This is a genomic window from Chelatococcus caeni, assembly GCF_014196925.1.
GTDB lineage: Bacteria > Pseudomonadota > Alphaproteobacteria > Rhizobiales > Beijerinckiaceae > Chelatococcus_A > Chelatococcus_A caeni.
In genome coordinates this window covers 295320-311768 of the sequence record NZ_JACIEN010000001.1, presented here as the reverse complement: position 1 = coordinate 311768, position 16449 = coordinate 295320, and the positions used below count along the sequence as shown (strand labels likewise).

The 16449-nt window shown below is 69.9% G+C and carries 16 protein-coding genes and 1 riboswitch; of the genes, 10 read left to right on the top strand and 6 right to left on the bottom strand.

All coding sequences use genetic code 11. The features are described from left to right. The first annotated feature begins 81 nt into the window (after positions 1-81). A complete protein-coding gene (locus GGR16_RS01550) occupies positions 82-1098 on the top strand; it encodes a polyprenyl synthetase family protein (RefSeq protein WP_026014959.1) in 1017 nt (338 codons plus the stop codon). Between the two features lie 54 nt (positions 1099-1152). On the opposite strand, the gene GGR16_RS01545 is transcribed toward GGR16_RS01550, so the two are convergent. The 3 genes from GGR16_RS01545 to GGR16_RS01535 form a co-directional block, all read right to left on the bottom strand. Then, positions 1153-2064 (bottom strand): 4-(cytidine 5'-diphospho)-2-C-methyl-D-erythritol kinase, encoded by a 912-nt coding sequence (locus tag GGR16_RS01545; protein ID WP_019401137.1) that lies wholly within the window; start codon positions 2062-2064, stop codon positions 1153-1155. A 124-nt stretch (positions 2065-2188) separates the two neighbouring features. Next, a complete protein-coding gene (locus tag GGR16_RS01540) occupies positions 2189-3973 on the bottom strand; it encodes a tetratricopeptide repeat protein (protein WP_019401136.1) in 1785 nt (594 codons plus the stop codon). A gap of 172 nt (positions 3974-4145) precedes the next feature. Further along, the gene (locus GGR16_RS01535; protein WP_246372769.1) at positions 4146-5822 is read right to left on the bottom strand and encodes an electron transfer flavoprotein-ubiquinone oxidoreductase; all 1677 of its coding nucleotides are present in this window, start codon (positions 5820-5822) and stop codon (positions 4146-4148) included. A gap of 200 nt (positions 5823-6022) precedes the next feature. On the opposite strand from GGR16_RS01535, the gene GGR16_RS01530 reads away from it, so the two are divergent. From GGR16_RS01530 to moaB, 5 genes are all read left to right on the top strand, one after another. Next, the gene (locus GGR16_RS01530; RefSeq protein ID WP_183315516.1) at positions 6023-6889 is read left to right on the top strand and encodes a uracil-DNA glycosylase; all 867 of its coding nucleotides are present in this window, start codon (positions 6023-6025) and stop codon (positions 6887-6889) included. 107 nt (positions 6890-6996) lie between these two features. Then, entirely contained in the window at positions 6997-8394 is a 1398-nt protein-coding gene (locus GGR16_RS01525) for a cytochrome ubiquinol oxidase subunit I (protein ID WP_019401132.1), read from the top strand. Positions 8395-8404: 10 nt separating this feature from the next. Further along, positions 8405-9409: a cytochrome d ubiquinol oxidase subunit II gene (gene cydB, locus GGR16_RS01520; RefSeq protein WP_019401131.1), complete on the top strand. Its 1005-nt coding sequence runs from the start codon at positions 8405-8407 to the stop codon at positions 9407-9409. A 118-nt stretch (positions 9410-9527) separates the two neighbouring features. Beyond that, positions 9528-10415, top strand: coding sequence for a KPN_02809 family neutral zinc metallopeptidase (ypfJ, locus tag GGR16_RS01515; protein WP_183315515.1), 888 nt, complete (start codon positions 9528-9530; stop codon positions 10413-10415). 31 nt (positions 10416-10446) lie between these two features. After that, entirely contained in the window at positions 10447-10998 is a 552-nt protein-coding gene (gene moaB / locus GGR16_RS01510; RefSeq protein WP_019401129.1) for a molybdenum cofactor biosynthesis protein B, read from the top strand. A 24-nt stretch (positions 10999-11022) separates the two neighbouring features. Here moaB and GGR16_RS01505 read toward each other — a convergent pair whose 3' ends face one another. Beyond that, positions 11023-11526 carry a glycosyltransferase family protein gene (locus GGR16_RS01505; RefSeq protein ID WP_183315514.1) on the bottom strand — a complete coding sequence of 168 codons (504 nt, stop codon included), beginning with the start codon at positions 11524-11526 and terminating at the stop codon, positions 11023-11025. Between the two features lie 171 nt (positions 11527-11697). Then, a riboswitch (ZMP/ZTP riboswitch) is annotated at positions 11698-11779 on the top strand. A 21-nt stretch (positions 11780-11800) separates the two neighbouring features. On the opposite strand from GGR16_RS01505, the gene GGR16_RS01500 reads away from it, so the two are divergent. From GGR16_RS01500 to GGR16_RS01485, 4 genes are all read left to right on the top strand, one after another. Further along, complete coding sequence (locus GGR16_RS01500; protein ID WP_183315513.1) at positions 11801-12400, top strand: LysE family translocator; 600 nt, start codon at positions 11801-11803, stop codon at positions 12398-12400. Positions 12401-12600: 200 nt separating this feature from the next. After that, entirely contained in the window at positions 12601-13794 is a 1194-nt protein-coding gene (locus GGR16_RS01495; protein ID WP_246372767.1) for a PA0069 family radical SAM protein, read from the top strand. A 12-nt stretch (positions 13795-13806) separates the two neighbouring features. Further along, positions 13807-14247, top strand: a complete 441-nt coding sequence (locus GGR16_RS01490) for a VOC family protein (protein WP_183315512.1) — start codon at positions 13807-13809, stop codon at positions 14245-14247. An 80-nt stretch (positions 14248-14327) separates the two neighbouring features. Continuing rightward, on the top strand, positions 14328-14975 hold the full coding sequence (locus GGR16_RS01485) for a ribonuclease HII (protein WP_183315511.1): 648 nt from the start codon (positions 14328-14330) through the stop codon (positions 14973-14975). 36 nt (positions 14976-15011) lie between these two features. On the opposite strand, the gene GGR16_RS01480 is transcribed toward GGR16_RS01485, so the two are convergent. Together GGR16_RS01480 and GGR16_RS01475 are read right to left on the bottom strand one after the other, a co-directional pair. Beyond that, positions 15012-15497 (bottom strand): peroxiredoxin, encoded by a 486-nt coding sequence (locus tag GGR16_RS01480; RefSeq protein WP_026014955.1) that lies wholly within the window; start codon positions 15495-15497, stop codon positions 15012-15014. A gap of 47 nt (positions 15498-15544) precedes the next feature. After that, the gene (locus GGR16_RS01475) at positions 15545-16432 is read right to left on the bottom strand and encodes a protein-disulfide reductase DsbD domain-containing protein (protein WP_246372765.1); all 888 of its coding nucleotides are present in this window, start codon (positions 16430-16432) and stop codon (positions 15545-15547) included. Between the last annotated feature and the right edge of the window lie 17 nt (positions 16433-16449).

Here is a 16449-nt window from a genome sequence, read left to right as displayed (position 1 = left end):
CCCGTCATTGGTGCGTGCAAGGTGCAGCAAATATCGCTATTTGTCGCGGCTGCTGGTGGCGTCAAGTTGGAGGAAGAGAGCGTGGGTGTCGTCGTCCCCATGGAGGAGCGCGCGCGGGAGCAGACCGGTATAGACAGGCTCGTGGCGCTGGTCTCCCCCGGCATGGCCCGCGTCAACCAGATGATCCTGTCGCGGACAGGCTCGGACGTGGCGATGATTCCCGAGGTCGCCAACCATCTCATCTCCTCCGGCGGCAAGCGCCTGCGGCCCATGCTGACGCTCGCCACCGCCCAGCTCTGCGGCTACGAGGGCGACGGCGACGTCAAGCTCGCCGCGAGCGTCGAGTTCATGCATACCGCGACCCTGCTGCACGACGACGTGGTGGACGAGAGCGACATGCGCCGCGGCAAGCTCGCCGCCCGCATGCTGTGGGGCAACGAGGCGAGCGTGCTCGTCGGCGATTTCCTGCTCGGCCAGGCCTTCAAGATGATGGTCGAGGTCGGCTCGCTCGACGCCCTCGCCGTGCTCGCCGATGCGGCGGCCGTCATCGCCGAGGGCGAGGTGTGGCAGTTGTCGGCGGCCAAGAACCTCGCCACCACCGAGCAGGGCTATCTCGCCGTGGTGGAGGCGAAGACCGCTGCGCTCTTCGCCGCGGCCTGCGAGGTCGGGCCCATTCTCGCCGCCCGCCCCGCCCATGAGCGGGCCGCCTGCCGCAGCTACGGCACCAGCCTCGGCATCGCCTTCCAGCTCATCGACGACGCGCTCGACTACGGCGGCTCCAGCGCCAGCCTCGGCAAGAACGTCGGCGACGACTTCCGCGAGGGCAAGATCACCCTGCCCGTCGTGCTCTCGCTCGCGCGGGGGGACGAGGCGGAGCGCGCCTTCTGGCACCGCACGCTGGAGAAGGGCGAGGTGCGCGACGAGGACCTCGCCGAGGCGCAGCGCATCATGCGCCGCCACGGCGCCATCGAGGACACCATCGCGCGGGCCCGCACCTATGGCGATGCCGCCTGCGAGGCGCTGTCCGCGTTCCCCGACAGCCCCATGAAGACGGCGCTCCTCGACGCCGTCGCCTTCTGCATCGCACGCGCCTACTGACCGGCCAGAGTCCGTTTTGCCGATCAGGTTGATTCAACCTGATCGGATCCGGCTCTAGCGCAGAACGGTCGCGCGCGCCCACCACGCCGGGCGCGCGGCGGCCACCGCCCGGCGCCCGCGCGCCGCGGCACGGCAGTCGTCGAACAAGGCAAAGACAGTCGCGCCCGAGCCGGACATGCGGGCGAGCCGGCACGCCGGCAGGCTGCGCAGCAGGGCGAGCGCTTCCGCGACCGCCGGGGACAGCGCTCTTGCCGGCGCCTCAAGATCGTTGCGGACGCCGGACAGTGCGGCGAGGAAGGCGGCACGGCCGTTCACGACCGGGGGCGCGGCGGGCAATGGCGAATCATCGGCCATCGCGCCGGGCGCGAGCCCGAGGCCGCGGAAGACATCGGCGGTCGCCAGCGGCACGCGCGGATTGACGAGAACGGCGAAGAGCGGCGGCAGGCCGAGCGGCGGCGCCAGGACATCGCCGATGCCGGCCATGACCCGCGCCCGGCCGTCGAGGCAGACGGGCACGTCCGCGCCCGTCGCAACGGCGGCGGCGCGGATGGCCGGGTCGTCGAGGCCGAGGCCGTTGAGTCGCGCCATGAGGCGCAGCGCCGCCGCCGCGTCGGACGAGCCGCCGCCGAGGCCGGCCGCAACCGGCAGGCGCTTGTCGAGGTGGAAGTGGCCGGCCACGAGGCCCGGCCGCCGGGCCATGAGATGGTGCACGGCCCGCAGCACGAGGTTGTCCTGCCCTCCACCCGCGGCCTCCGCGCCCGGCCCGGAGACGGTGAGGCCGAGCGGCCGGGCCGGATCGAGCGACAGGCGGTCGCCGCAGCCGGCGAAGGCGACGAGGCTTTCGAGCAGGTGGTAGCCATCCGCCCGCCGGCCGGTGATGTGCAGAAAGAGGTTCACCTTGGCCGGCGCACGCTCGACGAGGAGACGGCCGGCGGTGGCGGAGGGCAGATTGGGCTGCACGGTCATGGGCGGCTATCTGGCTGCAGCCGGTTCTCGTTTCCCGGGGAGGTGCGGACGGTGACCTCCCACTCTCTCCGCCTCGAAGGAGACGGAAAGGCATCAGGGCGCCGTCATCCGGAAGCGCGTCCCCTCACCCGCCGTTCTTCGGCTTCTCGACGGCCTCGGCCGCCGCCGGCTTGTCCTCGTCCGGCAAGCCTTTCTCGATCTTCTCGAGGATCTTGACGAGGTCCTCGGGCTCGGGATCGAGGTCGCGCGCGTGGTTCCACTGGAACTTCGCCTCGAGCTTGCGGCCCGTGCGCCAGTAGGCGTCGCCAAGGTGGTCGTTGATCGTGGGATCGGACGGGCGCAGCTCGATGGCGCGTTCCAGCTCGCGCACCGCATCGTCATAGCGGCCGAGGCGGTAGTAGGCCCAGCCGAGGCTGTCGACGATGTAGCCGTCCCGCGGCCTCAGCTCGACGGCCCGCTTCAGCATCTCGAAGGCCTCGTCGACATTCATGTGCCGGTCGACCCACGAATAGCCGAGATAGTTGAGCACGAGCGCCCGGTCGCTGCCAACGCTCTCGGGGGCGAGTTCGAGCGCCTTCTTGAAGTCGGCCTCGGCCTTCGGCCATTCCTTCGAGCGCTCGTAGGCGATGCCGCGGAAGTAGAACAACGTCCAGCGCGACTGGTCGGGCGTGCCGATCGCCTCGACCGCCCGGGTGTAGATCTCGGCCGCCTCGGCGAAGTCCTTGCGCGAGCGCAGGAGGTTGCCGAGCGCGATCAGGCCCTCGACATCGTCCGGGTTGGCGGCGATCAGCTCCTCGAGGTGCTTCTGGGCCCTGTCCTTCTCGCCCATCAGCTCCAGCGAGACGGCGATCTGGATGTCGATGCTCGACCTGAGCGGCGAGTTCGCCGGCATCGCCTCGAAGACCTCGATGGCCGAGGCATATTGCTTGAGCCGCTCCAGCATGTCGCCGAGGGTGACGATGGCGAGCTCGTGCTTCGGCGCCAGGAACGTCGCGAGGCGCAGATAGATGAGCGCCGCGATCTCGTCGCCCTGGCTGTTGCCCGCCGCGCCGAGGCCGTAGAGCACCTCGGCCGCTCCCTCCTGGGTATTGGCGATGAGCGACGACAGGCGCTCCCCGGCGTCGAGGCGCGTCAGGGCATCCTGCACGATGGGGTTGCGCGGCAGCAGCCGGTCGAAGGCCGCATAGACGCGCCGGGCCTCCTCCGCCTCGCCGCGCACGGACAGGAGCCGCCCGTAGGCGTCGACGACGCGCAGCGTCGTGCGCTCGACGTCGTAGGCCGCCTTCAGCCGGTTCTCCGCCTCGCGGCGATTGCCGCCGACGGCGGCGATGAGACCCGCGTGATAGTCGCGGAAGACGTTGTAGGAATTCTCGCCCTTGAGCCGCTCGACCGTGTCGAGCGCGCGGCGCAGGTTGCCCGAGCCGACCCAGGACCAGGCCGACAGCAGGGTCGCCGTCAGGTCCGCCGCGCGGCCGCGGCCGCCGCTGCCGAGATATTTGCGTGCCGTGACATAGCGCCGCGCCTTCATCGCCTCGACGCCGAGAGCGAGGCGGGCAAGGCCGTTGTTGGCGTCACGCTGCAGCAGCTGGCGCGCGGCCGAGAAGGCCTCCTCCATGTCGCCGTTGGCGAGCAGCGCGACGAAGGCGCGCTCCAGGAGCTCCGGATTGCGGGGATCGTCCCGCAGCGCCTCGCGGAAGTAGAGCGCGGCCGCCCGCGTGTCGCGCGCCGATCCGGCGACCACGGCGGCGAGATAGTTGCCCTCGACGCTCTCGGCCGGCCCGGGCAGGCTGTCGATGGCGAGGTCCACGTCCTGCGCCTTGGCCGAGAGCGTGCCCGGCTGCCCGAAGGCCATGACGGAAAAGATGCAGCAAGCCGAAATGGCGATGCGCGAGAAGCGCCTGAAGGTCATGTGGATCACGTGTCTCTTGCCGCTCTTGCGCCGCTTCGCCGATGGGCGCGGCGCCCTCTTCTATTACCGCGCAACATGACCTTTTTGCGGTGCATCGGCAATAGCGGCGGGGGAAGGAACAGCCGCCGGCGGTCAGGCCGGCCGCGATGGCCCCGCCTGACCGCCGGATGGCTCACATGTTCGGATAGTTCGGCCCGCCGCCGCCTTCCGGCGTCACCCAGTTGATGTTCTGGGCCGGATCCTTGATGTCGCACGTCTTGCAGTGCACGCAGTTCTGGGCGTTGATCACGAAGCGGGGATTGGTCCGCGCCGCCGCGTCGTCATACACCACCTCGTAGACCGCCGCCGGGCAGTAGAGGCGCGCCGGCTCGCCGTAGAGCGGCAGGTTCCGCTCCACCGGGATCGAGGGATCGGCGAGCTTGAGGTGGACCGGCTGGTCCTCCTCGTGATTGGTGTTGGACAGGAAGACGGACGAGAGCTTGTCGAAGGACACGATGCCGTCGGGCTTCGGATAGGCGATCGGCTTGACCTCGTCGATTCGCTTCAAGGTGGCGTGATCGGGCTTGCCGTGGCCGAGCGTGCCGAAGAGCGAGAAGCCGAGGAGCTCGTTCGTCCACATGTCGAGGCCGCCGATGGCGACGCCCGCCATGGTTCCGAAGCGCGACCACAGCGGCTTGACGTTGCGCACCTTGTGCAGGTCGCGGCCGATGTCGGAGCCGCGCCAGCCGGCCTCGTAGCCGGCCAGCTCGTCATGCTCGCGCCCCTCACCGAGGGCCGCGAAGACGTTCTCGGCTGAGAGCATGCCGGACAGGATGGCGTTGTGCGAGCCCTTGATGCGCGGCACGTTGACGAAGCCGGCGGCACAGCCGATCAGCGCCCCACCGGGGAAGACGAGCTTCGGCACCGACTGGAAGCCCCCTTCCGTAATCGCGCGCGCCCCGTAGGAGATGCGCTTGCCGCCCTCCAGCATGCCGCGGATCATCGGGTGGGTCTTGAAGCGCTGGAACTCGTCGAACGGCGACAGGGTCGGGTTCGAATAGTTGAGGTGCACGACGAAACCGATCGAGACCAGGTTGTCGTCGAAGTGATAGAGGAAGGAGCCGCCGCCGGTGCCGTTGTCGAGCGGCCAGCCGAAGGAGTGCTGGACGAGACCGGGCTCGAACTTCTCAGGCGGGATCTGCCACAATTCCTTGAGCCCGATGCCGAATTTCTGCGGCTCGCGGCCCTCGGCGAGCGAGAAGCGCCTGATGATCTCCTTCGACAGCGAGCCGCGCGCGCCCTCGCCGAGGAGGGTATACTTGCCGCGCAGCTCCATGCCGCGGGTGAACTCGGCCTTGGGCTCGCCGTCGCGGCCGACACCCATGTCGCCGGTGGCGATGCCCACGACCTCGCCCTTGTCGCCGTAGAGCACCTCGGCCGCGGCGAAGCCCGGATAGATCTCGACGCCGAGCGCCTCGGCGCGCGCCGCGAGATAGCGCGCCACATTGCCGAGCGAGCCGACGAAGTTGCCGTGGTTGTTCATGAGCCGCGGCATCAGGGCATTGGGCAGCCTGACGCCGCCGGCGGGGCCGAGATAGAGGAAGCGGTCGGCTGTAACCTGCGTCTTCAGCGGCCGCTCGGGATCCTCGCGCCAGTCGGGCAGCAGCCGGTCGAGGCCGACGGGGTCGATCACCGCGCCCGAGAGGATGTGGGCGCCGACCTCGGAGCCTTTCTCCACGACGACGACCGATACGTCCCGGCCCGTCTCGGCAGCGAGCTGCTTGAGGCGAATCGCGGCGGCGAGGCCGGCCGGGCCCGCGCCGACGATCACGACGTCGTAGTCCATTCGCTCCCGTTCGGGCAGATCCATCAGGCCCCTCCTCGGCTTATCAGCACCCCGGCAGATTTTTATTTGTATACAAACAATTCCATATCCGCTGCAATCATCGATACGCGAAGTCTTCGACCCGTTCCAGACTGCATGTTGCACTGCGGGCGCGACCTCTCGAAGCGGAGGACGGCGGCGATCCGGTACTGGCAAGGTGCCGGTAGCGCCTCTAGAATGCCGGCATGTCGCATCCCCCCGCCGAGTTCGGAGCCCGCGAGGCAGCGCTCGAAGCGCTCCTTGCCTTCTATGTCGATGCCGGCGTCGACCTGGCGCTCGACGAGGCACCGCACGACCGCTTCGCCGAGCCGGACCGGCCGCAGCCGCGCGGGGAACAGGCGCGCCCGGCCCCCGCGCCGTCGGACCCGCGGCAGCCGGCCCCGGCCGCAGCCTCGCCTGCCGCTCCAGCCTTTGCCGCTGCGGCCTCGGCGGACGAGACGGCGCTTGCCGCCCGCGCCACGGCACGCGGGGCGACGAGCCTCGAAGAACTGCGCGAGGCGCTCGCGGCCTTCGACGGCTGCGCCCTGAAGGCGACGGCGAAGAACCTCGTCTTCGCCGACGGCACGCCGGGCGCCCGCGTCATGCTGGTCGGCGAGGCGCCGGGGCGCGAGGAGGATATCCAGGGCAAGCCCTTCGTCGGCCGCTCGGGACAGTTGCTCGACAGGATGCTTTCGGCGATCGGCCTCGACCGCGGCAGCGTCTACATCGCCAACATCGTGCCGTGGCGCCCGCCCGGCAACCGCACGCCGACGCCGCAGGAGGCGGCGATATGCCGCCCCTTCATCGAGCGCCAGATCGAGCTCTGCGACCCGGACGTGCTCGTGTGCCTCGGCGGCCCGTCGGCCCAGGCGCTGCTCGGGGTGCGCGAAGGCATCCTGCGCACGCGCGGCAAGTGGTTCGACTACGAGACGGGCCGGCGCGCCATCCGTGCGCTCGCGACGCTCCATCCCGCCTATCTGCTGCGCCAGCCGGCGCAGAAGAGGCTCGCGTGGCGCGACCTGCGCGCGCTGAGGAAGGTGCTCGACGAAACGGCCGGCGCCCCGCAGGGCTGAAACCGCCTGCCGCGGCGGCCGGCGGCGTTGCGTGGCGAAACCTCCACACTTGTGATGTAGTATCCGGCGTCGTTCCGAATCGAGGCACGATCCCCGGAGGTGACGATATGGATCTCGACGCGACGATGCTGGCGCGCATCCAGTTCGCTTTTACGGTCACCTTCCACATCATTTTCCCCGCCTTCACCATCGGCCTTTCCGCCTTCATCACCACTTTGCTCGGCCGCTGGCTCTATACGGGCGACGAGCATTACCGCACCCTCGCCCGCTTCTGGACGAAGATCTTCGCCGTGTCCTTCGCCATGGGCGTCGTGTCCGGCATCGTGCTGTCCTACCAGTTCGGCACCAACTGGAGCCGCTTCTCGGTGGTGGTCGGCAACACCATCGGCCCGCTCATCGGCTACGAGGTGCTGACGGCCTTCTTCCTCGAGGCGACCTTCCTCGGCATCATGCTCTTCGGCTGGAACCGCGTGCCACCGGCGCTGCACTTCTTCGCCGCGCTCATGGTGGCGGTCGGCACCTGCATGTCGGCCTTCTGGATCATCTCGGCCAACAGCTGGATGCAGTACCCGACGGGGCACGAGGTACGCGACGGCATCGCCTATCCGGTCGACTGGCTCGCCATCGTCTTCAGCCCCACCTTCCCGCTGCGCCTCGCGCACATGGTGGCCGCGGCCTATCTCACGACGGCCATCGTCGTCCTCGCCGTCGGCGCGCGCTACCTGCTCGCCGGGGTGCACGAGCGTCACGGCCGCACCATGATCGGCATGGGCCTCGGCATGGCCCTGATCCTCGCGCCGCTGCAGGCCTTCATCGGCGATGCGCACGGCCTCAAGACGGCCGAATACCAGCCGGTGAAGCTCGCCGCCATGGAGGGCCACTGGCCGGAGAACGAGGTGGCCCCGCTCGTCCTCTTCGCCTGGCCGAACGAACGGACCGAATCGAACGACTTCGAGATCGCCATTCCCCACCTCGGCAGCCTCATCATCACGCACGACTGGAACGGCATCTACCCCGGCCTGAAGGCCTTCCCGCCGGAGGACCGACCGCCGGTGGTGCCGGTGTTCTTCTCCTTCCGCGTCATGGTCGGCATCGGCTTCCTCATGATCGGGCTCGCCTTCTGGGGCGGCTATCTCTGGCTGCGCGGCCGGCTGTTCACCTCGCGGGCCTTCCTATGGGCCGCCTCGTGGGCCTGGCCGATGGGCTTCATCGCCATCGTCTCGGGCTGGTTCGTGGCCGAGATCGGCCGCCAGCCGTGGGTCGCGACGGGCATCCTGCGCACGGCCGACGCGCGCTCGCCGGTCGCCATGGAGACCGTGGCCTTCACGCTGGCGCTCTTCGTGGTCGTCTACGGCATCGTCTTCACCATGGGCATCCGCTACATCAACCGGCTCATCGTGAAGGGGCCGGCACCGGACGTCGCCGCCGAGCCGAAGGGCCTGCCCAACCGGCCGCTGTCGGCGGCCGAGGAAGCGGCCCGCGCCGCCATGCAACCCGGACAATGAGGAGCGCGCCATGGAGTGGTATCTGCCGATCATCTGGGCCGGGCTGATCGCCACGGCCGTCGCGCTCTACGTCATCCTCGACGGCTTCGACCTCGGCATGGGCATCCTCTTTCCCACGACGCAGGAGGAGGCGCGCCGCGACGAGATGATGAACTCCGTCGCCCCCTTCTGGGACGGCAACGAGACGTGGCTCGTCCTGGGCGGCGGCGGCCTGTGGGTCGCCTTCCCGCAGGCCTATGCCGTCATCATGCCGGCGCTCTACCTGCCGGTCATCGTGATGCTGCTCGCCCTCATCTTCCGCGGGGTGTCGTTCGAGTTCCGCTGGGTGTCGAAGCCCCGGCACCGCATGTGGGATCTCGCCTTCTCCGGCGGCTCCATCGTCGCGGCCTTCGCCCAGGGCGTCATCCTCGGCGGCCTCCTGCAGGGCATCAGGGTGGAGAACGGGGAATTCGCCGGCGGCTCCTTCGACTGGCTGGCGCCCTTCCCGCTGCTGTGCGGCGTCGGCGTCGTCGCCGGCTACGGCCTCATCGGCTGCTGCTGGCTGATGATGAAGACGGAGGGACCGACCGCCGACCATGCCCGCCGGCTGGCGCCCGTCTTCCTCATCGCCGTCGGCATCTGCGCGGCGCTCGTCAGCATCTGGACGCCGGCCTCCTTCGAGCGCATCGCCGACCGCTGGTTCGCGGCGCCGAACATCTACTTCCTCTGGCTCCTGCCGGCGGGGACGGTCGTCCTCGGCTTGCTCGCCTGGCGCGGCATGCGCCAGGGGCGCACGGCGCTGCCGTTCTTCAGCACGATCGGCATCTTCCTCCTGTGCTACGCCGGGCTCGCGATCTCCAACTTCCCCTATCTCGTGCCGCCGACGCTGACGGTGTGGGACACGGCGGCGGTGCCGGCGGCGCAGATCTTCCTCCTCATCGGGACCCTGCCGCTCCTGCCCATGATCCTCGGCTACACGGTCTTCGTATACTGGACCTTCCGCGGCAAGCTGAAGGAGGGCGAGGGCTACCACTAGCCCGGCGTGTACTGCTGCCACGGCATGCCGCGGCCGGTCGTTGGCCGGCGCGGCGCGGCGGGCTATGCTGGTCGGCCTGCCGCTGCAGGCAGGTGAAGGCGTCGACGGAAGGCAAGACATGCGCTGGGGTGATTTCCGCCGGTCCGAGAATGTCGAGGACCGGCGCGGCGGCGGTGGAGGCTTCCACATCCCCGGCGGGGGACGCGGCGGCGGCATCGGCATCGGCACCATCCTCGTGCTCGGCCTCATCGGCTGGGCGCTCGGCATCGATCCGCGCATCCTCATCGGCGGGGCCGAGATGCTGTCGGGCGGCGGCTCCTCCTACGAGCAGTCGCAGCCGGGCACGCGCGGCGCGCCGCAGGACGAGGCCGGCCAGTTCGCTGCCGCCATCCTCGGCAACACGGAGGACGTCTGGACGACCGTCCTGCCGCAGCAGGTGAACGTCGCCTACAAGAACCCGCGCATGGTGCTCTTCTCCGGCGCCACCCGGTCGAACTGCGGCTTCGCGCAGGCGGCCATGGGGCCGTTCTATTGTCCCATCGACCAGACGGTCTACATCGACCTCAGCTTCTTCGACGACATGCGCCGGCGCTTCCGCGCGGGCGGCGACTTCGCCTATGCCTATGTCATCGCCCACGAGGTCGGGCACCATGTGGAGAACCTGCTCGGCATCCTGCCCAAGGTGCAGCAGGCGCAGCGCCAGGCCTCGCAGCGGCAGGCGAACGAATTGTCCGTGCGCGTCGAATTGATGGCCGACTGCCTCGCCGGCGTGTGGGCCAACCACAGCGAGCAGCGGTGGAAGGCGCTGGAGCCCGGCGACGTCGAGGAGGCGATGAACGCGGCCGAGGCCATCGGCGACGACCGCCTGCAGAAGGCCGGCCAGGGCTATGCCGTGCCCGAGACCTTCACCCACGGCTCGTCCGAGCAGCGCGTGCGCTGGTTCATGACGGGGCTCAAGGAAGGCCGCGTGCAGGCGTGCGATACTTTCGGCGCAAGCAGGCCCTGACGGTCCGGCACCACCTCATCAGGCAGACCCCATGTCCCGTATCGACGAAACGCGCCCCTTCATCCCGCTCTCCATCGCCGTGCTGACCGTGTCGGACACGCGCAGCCTCGCCGACGACAGGTCCGGCGACACGCTGGTTCAGCGCCTCGAGGCGGCCGGCCATCGCCTCGCCGCCCGCGCCATCGTGCCGGACGAGGTCGACGAGATCCGCGCCACCGTCAAGGGCTGGATCGCCGATCCCGGCATCGATGCCGTCATCACCACGGGCGGCACGGGATTCACCGGCCGGGACGTGACGCCCGAGGCCATCGAGCCCCTGTTCGAGAAGCGCATGGACGGCTTTTCCGCCGTCTTCCACCGCATCTCCTACGACAAGATCGGCACCTCGACCCTGCAGTCACGGGCGACCGCGGGCGTCGCGGGCGCAACCTACATCTTCGTGCTGCCGGGCTCCCCCGGCGCCTGCAAGGACGCCTGGGACGGCATCCTCGCCGCGCAGCTCGATTATCGCCAACGGCCGTGCAATTTCGTCGAGATCATGCCGCGGCTCGACGAGCACCTGAGGCGTGGAACCGGCAACTGAACGGACGGGGATCACGCCCCGGTCTCAACCGGCCGCCTCGAAGGCGACCGGCAGCGCCGGCAGCATCATCGGCCGGCGATGGCCGGCGACCACGTGGGCCTTCGACAGCAGCATGCGCGGGCCGAGCGGCGCGCGGCCGAAGAGCCCCTGGGCCACGTGCCTCAAGCGGCCGAGCGGCACGATGCACGAGCCGCCGAGCCACAATCCCGTCGTCCGGCCGGCCTCGCGGCGCAGGAAGCGCTCCATCACGGCGATCCAGTTCGCCGTCGGCACGTCGCCGGCCTTGAGCAGCATGAGCCAGGGGCCCCGCGCCTCGCGCACCCCCTCGCGCCAGCCGTCTTCGTCATCTCCGGCCCGCACGAGCGAAGCGCCCACGGCCTCGGCGACGCGCGCGGCATCCCTGTCCTCGCCGCAATCGATGATGATGGCCTCGCGCACGACCGCCGCCGCGACGCCGGGCACGAGAGCCGCCAGCGTCGCGCCGAGCCCTTCCGTATCGCCATTGGCCATGATCAGGACGGAAATCATGCCGGAAGCCTAGCGCAGGCACCTCGCCATGACGCTGCGGCACGCTGTCTTAGCGGCAGGACCACGGACGGCCTGAATCCTCGGTGGCAGGTGCGAGCCCGCCGGCGCCAGCCGCGCCCAACATCCCGATGCATGCGGCTTGCCCGCCGGGCGAGCGGCCGATACGCTCGCATCGTGCTGCGTGACTGGCGGGATGAGATGGGGAACCATCGGGGAGCGCAGCACTCTTCCGCCGTCCGCCTGGGCCAACTCCAAGATCGCGAGTGGAGGCCCTATGGACGCCGTACCCCTGTTTATTCTGACATCGCTTGCCCTCGTCGGGAGCCCCGGCCCCAACACGCTCAGCCTGGCGGCGCTCGGAGCTGCCTTCGGCGTGCGGCGGGGGCTGGCCTACATGGCCGGGCTCAACCTCGGAATGGTCGCCGTCGTGGCCCTCGTCGGCTCGGGCCTCTGGGCGGCGGTGCTTTCCTATCCCCGGATGGCGCCGGTCGTGACCTTTGCGGCGAGCGCCTATCTCATCTTCCTGGCATACAGGATCGCCACGGCGCCGCCGCTGGGGACGGCCGCCGCGGAAGCGCCCGGCCGCGCCCCGCGCTGGTATGCGGGCGTGACCCTCTCGCTGGCCAACCCCAAGGCCTATGTCGCCGTGGCGGCGGTGTTCTCACGCTATTCCCTATGGCCGAACAGCGCCGTCGCCGATCAGTTTGCGAAAGGAGCGTTGCTGCTCGCCACCATCGTTCTCGTGAACTTGCTTTGGCTCGCCGCCGGCGCGCTGCTTGCGCGCAGCGTGGTGAACCCCAAAGTGGGGCGCGCCGTGAACATGTCCTTCGCGGGCCTGCTCGTTCTTTCCGTCGCCGTGGCATCGTTTCTGTAGCCATCCCGGCAAGCTGCGTCGGAAAACGTAGCGGCACCGCCCCCGCAAAGGCCTTCGTTCCAGCCCCGTTTCGGGCCGCCGGATGCGACGCCGGCTGCCCCCTTCTCCACGCCTCCGCCGCGGCGACCACTGGACAGGGGAACAATTTTGTTCTCTATATGTTCTCGTTCAACGATCGCTGCTGGAAATCGGAGGCGCCCATGCGGGCCCGAGCCGTCTCTCATTCACCTGCCCCTGCCACCCCGCCGCGCCCCGGCCGGGGGCGCGATCCGCTGAAGGAGGTGCCGCAGGTCGGCCCCGCGGATCCGCTCGCCCTTGTCGGCCACCGCATCGACCCGGAGCGGCGGCGCGGACGCGGGGCCGTCAGCAACCCCGTGGCGCGCTACGAGCCGACCCACCGGGAGGATGTCGACGACGGCTGGGAGGGCCTTGCCGAGCTGCCGCCGTTCAAGACGGAAGTGCAGACGGAGAAGGCGCGCACCATCATCACGCGCAACGATTCGCCCGACATCTCCTTCGACCGCTCGGTGAACCCCTATCGCGGCTGCGAGCACGGCTGCGTCTACTGCTTCGCCCGGCCGACCCACGCCTATATGGGCCTGTCGCCGGGGCTCGACTTCGAATCGAAGCTCTTCGCCAAGCCGGACGCGCCGGCGCTGCTCGAGAAGGAGCTGTCGGCCTCCGGCTACGTGCCGCGCACGCTCGCCATCGGCACCAACACCGATCCCTACCAGCCCATCGAGCGCAAGTTCCGCCTCATGCGCGGCATCCTGGAGGTGCTGGACAGGGCCGGCCATCCGGTCGGCATCGTGACCAAATCGGCCCTGGTGACGCGCGACATCGACCTCCTCGCGCCTATGGCGGCGCGGGGCCTCGCCAAGGTGGCGATCTCCGTCACCACGCTCGACGCCAAGCTCGCCCGCACGATGGAGCCGCGGGCGGCGACGCCGCAGCGCCGGCTCGACACCATCCGCCGGCTCAGCGAGGCCGGCATCCCCGTCAGCGTGCTCGTCGCCCCCATCGTGCCGGCCATCAACGATGCGGAGATCGAGGACATCCTCGCCGCGACGCATGCCGCAGGCGCGCGCGAGGCGGGCTATGTCATGCTGCGCCTGCCGCTCGAGGTGCGCGACATCGTGCGCGACTGGCTGATGAGCAACTATCCCGACAAGGCCCGGCACGTGCTGTCGCTCATCCGCTCGACGCGCGGCGGCAAGGACTATGATTCGAGCTGGGGGCAACGCATGGTGGGCTCCGGTCCCTATGCCTGGATGATCGGCCGGCGCTTCGAGATGGCGGCCGAGCGCCTCGGCTTCAACAAGCGCCGCACGCGGCTCAGGACGGACCTCTTCTCCCCGCCCCGCCGCGGCGCCGAGCAGCTCAGCCTCTTCTGAAAGGAAAGACCGATGACCGCGATGGTTCCTGCCCGCGTCAACCTCATCACCCTCGGCGTCACCGACCGCGCCGCGAGCCAGCGCTTCTACGAGAAGCTCGGCTGGCAGCCGAAGGCGCGGGCCCACGAGGCATCGATCACCTTTCTCGCCCTCGACAATGTCGCGCTCGCCCTATGGGACCGGGACAAGCTCGCCGAGGACGCGAAGCTCCCGCTGACGCCGCCGGGCTTCGGCGGCTTCACCCTCGCCATCAACCTGCCGGACGAGAAGGCGGTGGACGCTGCGCTCGATGCCGCGGTCGCCGCCGGCGGGCGCCTGCTGAAGCCGGGCACCAGAGCCGACTGGGGCGGCTATTCGGGCTATTTCGCCGATCCCGACGGCCATCCGTGGGAGGTGGCCTTCAACCCCTTCATGCCGCTCGACGCGCGCGGGCTGATGGTCCTGCCGGACTGACGGCGGCTTTCGCAGCCCCCGCGGGCGAGCGTTCTCGAATCGGGCCTTGAGCCTGCGCGCATGCGCGCCATGATGGCCGCATGAAGCGCATCGACGACACTGATTCGCCGGCAGGCCCCGATCTCGCGTCGGCATCCTTCACGCGCGAGGAGGACTGCCGCCGGCGCAGCATCTGGCCGGTCGCCGGCGTGGACGAGGTGGGCCGCGGTCCCCTCGCCGGCCCGGTCGTTGCGGCGGCCGTCGTGCTCGATCCGGAACGCATTCCCGAGGGGCTGACGGATTCGAAGAGGCTCACGCCCACCCGGCGCGAGGTGCTCTATGCCTTCATCCTCGACAGCGCGGCCGTGTCGGTGGCGAGCGTGCCGGCCCGCATCATCGACAGCGTCAACATCCGCCAGGCGACGCTCGCCGCCATGACGCGGGCCCTGCGTGGTCTGCCTGTGCGGCCGCTGCACGCCTTCATCGACGGCAACGACTGTCCGCCCGATGCGCCCTGCGCGACGGAAGCGGTCATCAAGGGCGATCTCACCGTCGCCTCGATCGCCGCGGCCTCGATCGTCGCCAAGGTCACGCGTGATCGGCTGATGGCGCGGCTGTGCCGGCAGTTCCCGGCCTACGGCTTCTCGTCCCACGTCGGCTACGCCACGCCGGCGCATCTCGAGGCCATCGCCGCGCACGGGCCCTCGCCCTTCCACCGCATGAGCTTCTCGCCGATGCGGCTAGAGTGAGCCGGGCGCCTTACAGGAAGCCGCCCGGCTACGATTTCAGAGCTGCGCGAGGAGATGCGCCGCGCCGGAGACGTCCGCCTTGCCCGGCGCGTCCTCGACGTTGAGCTGCGTGACGACGCCGTCCTCGACGACCATCGAGTAGCGCTGCGAGCGCGTGCCGAGGCCGAAGCCCGAGCCGTCGAAGGCGAGCCCGACCGCCTTGGCGAAATCGCCGTTGCCGTCCGCCAGGAACTCGATGACGCCTTCGGCGCCCGAGGCCTTGCCCCAGGCATCCATGACGAAGACATCGTTGGCCGCCGTCACCGCGATGGCGTCGATGCCGCGGGCCTTGATCTCGTCGGCCTTGGCGAGGAAGCCCGGCAGGTGGTTCTTGTGGCAGGTGGGCGTGAAGGCGCCGGGCACGGCGAAGAGCACGACCTTGCGGCCCTTGAAGATGTCGTCCGTGGTGCGCGCGGCCGGCCCGTCGGGCGTCATGACGCGAAAGGTTACGGACGGCAGGCGATCACCAACTGCAATGGCCATGACAACGCTCCTTCCAGGGAAAGTCAGCCGAGAGGCTCCCTCCTGAGTTAGCGTGCCTTGGCCACCGCGTCGAGCCTCGCCGAGACGGATATCGCGCCGGCCTTGCCGACGACCGTGAGCTTCGCGGCCGTGGGGCCCGCGGCCGCCTTCGGCCGGTCGGCGACCGGGACGCGGGCAAGAGTGCGGCCGTCGTCCTGGCGCGTCAGCTCGGCCTTGTCGAAGTACCAGCCGCTCTCGCCCTCGACGAAGACGTCCTCCAGCCCCCCGCCCGCGATGCGGGCGACGACGGCGATGTCGTCCCCCTTCCGCTCGATGGCCGCGGTCTCGACCGCAAGGCCGGCGGCCTCCTCGCCCAGCGCGACCTCCCGCGGGACGCGGGCGACGAAGGGAGCGAGCGCCGCCGCGTCCTCAGCCGATTCGGTGAGTTCCCGCGCCACATGCCCGCCCGTCGGGATGCAGAGCTTCTCGCAGATCGCATAGTCGAGCTTGAGATCGAGCACGACGGGCGCGCCGGCATCCTGCGCGACGACGCGCAGCGGCAGCACGACATCCTCCTTGTAGCCGATCGACCAGCCGACGCCGTCGAAGAAGCGGCGGGGCGCCGGCCATTCCACCTCGACCCGGGCGACATTGCGCGAGCCCGACCAGTCGAAGACCGGCGGCACGCCCGAATCGCCCGGATCGCGCCAGTAGGTCTTGAAGCCCGGCTCGAGGGCGATGCTGAGGCCGGCCCGCCAGGCCCCGTCCGGCATGCGCCCGGCGGAGAGGAGCGCAATGGAGGACCGCTCGCCCTGTGCTTTCGCCGAAGGCGCGGGTTCGGCGACGGCAGGCGCCGTCGGGACCGCGGTGCCGAGCCATAGGGTGGCCAGTGCCAGCACGCCGCAGATGGCTGCGGCCCGCCCGGCCGTCCCGTCCCTGAAACATCCGATCGACATGGCGCCGGAATACCCTC

What these genes read in the sequence shown, in the direction of transcription:
- GGR16_RS01500 (WP_183315513.1), top strand. Translation starts at nt 11,801, where the DNA reads ATGGACGCCGTACCCCTGTTTATTCTGACATCGCTTGCCCTCGTCGGG.
- GGR16_RS01475 (WP_246372765.1), bottom strand. Translation starts at nt 16,432, where the DNA reads ATGTCGATCGGATGTTTCAGGGACGGGACGGCCGGGCGGGCCGCAGCC.
- GGR16_RS01485 (WP_183315511.1), top strand. Translation starts at nt 14,328, where the DNA reads ATGAAGCGCATCGACGACACTGATTCGCCGGCAGGCCCCGATCTCGCG.
- GGR16_RS01535 (WP_246372769.1), bottom strand. Translation starts at nt 5,822, where the DNA reads ATGGATCTGCCCGAACGGGAGCGAATGGACTACGACGTCGTGATCGTC.
- GGR16_RS01530 (WP_183315516.1), top strand. Translation starts at nt 6,023, where the DNA reads ATGTCGCATCCCCCCGCCGAGTTCGGAGCCCGCGAGGCAGCGCTCGAA.
- GGR16_RS01490 (WP_183315512.1), top strand. Translation starts at nt 13,807, where the DNA reads ATGACCGCGATGGTTCCTGCCCGCGTCAACCTCATCACCCTCGGCGTC.
- GGR16_RS01525 (WP_019401132.1), top strand. Translation starts at nt 6,997, where the DNA reads ATGGATCTCGACGCGACGATGCTGGCGCGCATCCAGTTCGCTTTTACG.
- GGR16_RS01545 (WP_019401137.1), bottom strand. Translation starts at nt 2,064, where the DNA reads ATGACCGTGCAGCCCAATCTGCCCTCCGCCACCGCCGGCCGTCTCCTC.
- GGR16_RS01505 (WP_183315514.1), bottom strand. Translation starts at nt 11,526, where the DNA reads ATGATTTCCGTCCTGATCATGGCCAATGGCGATACGGAAGGGCTCGGC.
- GGR16_RS01495 (WP_246372767.1), top strand. Translation starts at nt 12,601, where the DNA reads ATGCGGGCCCGAGCCGTCTCTCATTCACCTGCCCCTGCCACCCCGCCG.
- ypfJ (WP_183315515.1), top strand. Translation starts at nt 9,528, where the DNA reads ATGCGCTGGGGTGATTTCCGCCGGTCCGAGAATGTCGAGGACCGGCGC.
- GGR16_RS01540 (WP_019401136.1), bottom strand. Translation starts at nt 3,973, where the DNA reads ATGACCTTCAGGCGCTTCTCGCGCATCGCCATTTCGGCTTGCTGCATC.
- moaB (WP_019401129.1), top strand. Translation starts at nt 10,447, where the DNA reads ATGTCCCGTATCGACGAAACGCGCCCCTTCATCCCGCTCTCCATCGCC.
- GGR16_RS01480 (WP_026014955.1), bottom strand. Translation starts at nt 15,497, where the DNA reads ATGGCCATTGCAGTTGGTGATCGCCTGCCGTCCGTAACCTTTCGCGTC.
- cydB (WP_019401131.1), top strand. Translation starts at nt 8,405, where the DNA reads ATGGAGTGGTATCTGCCGATCATCTGGGCCGGGCTGATCGCCACGGCC.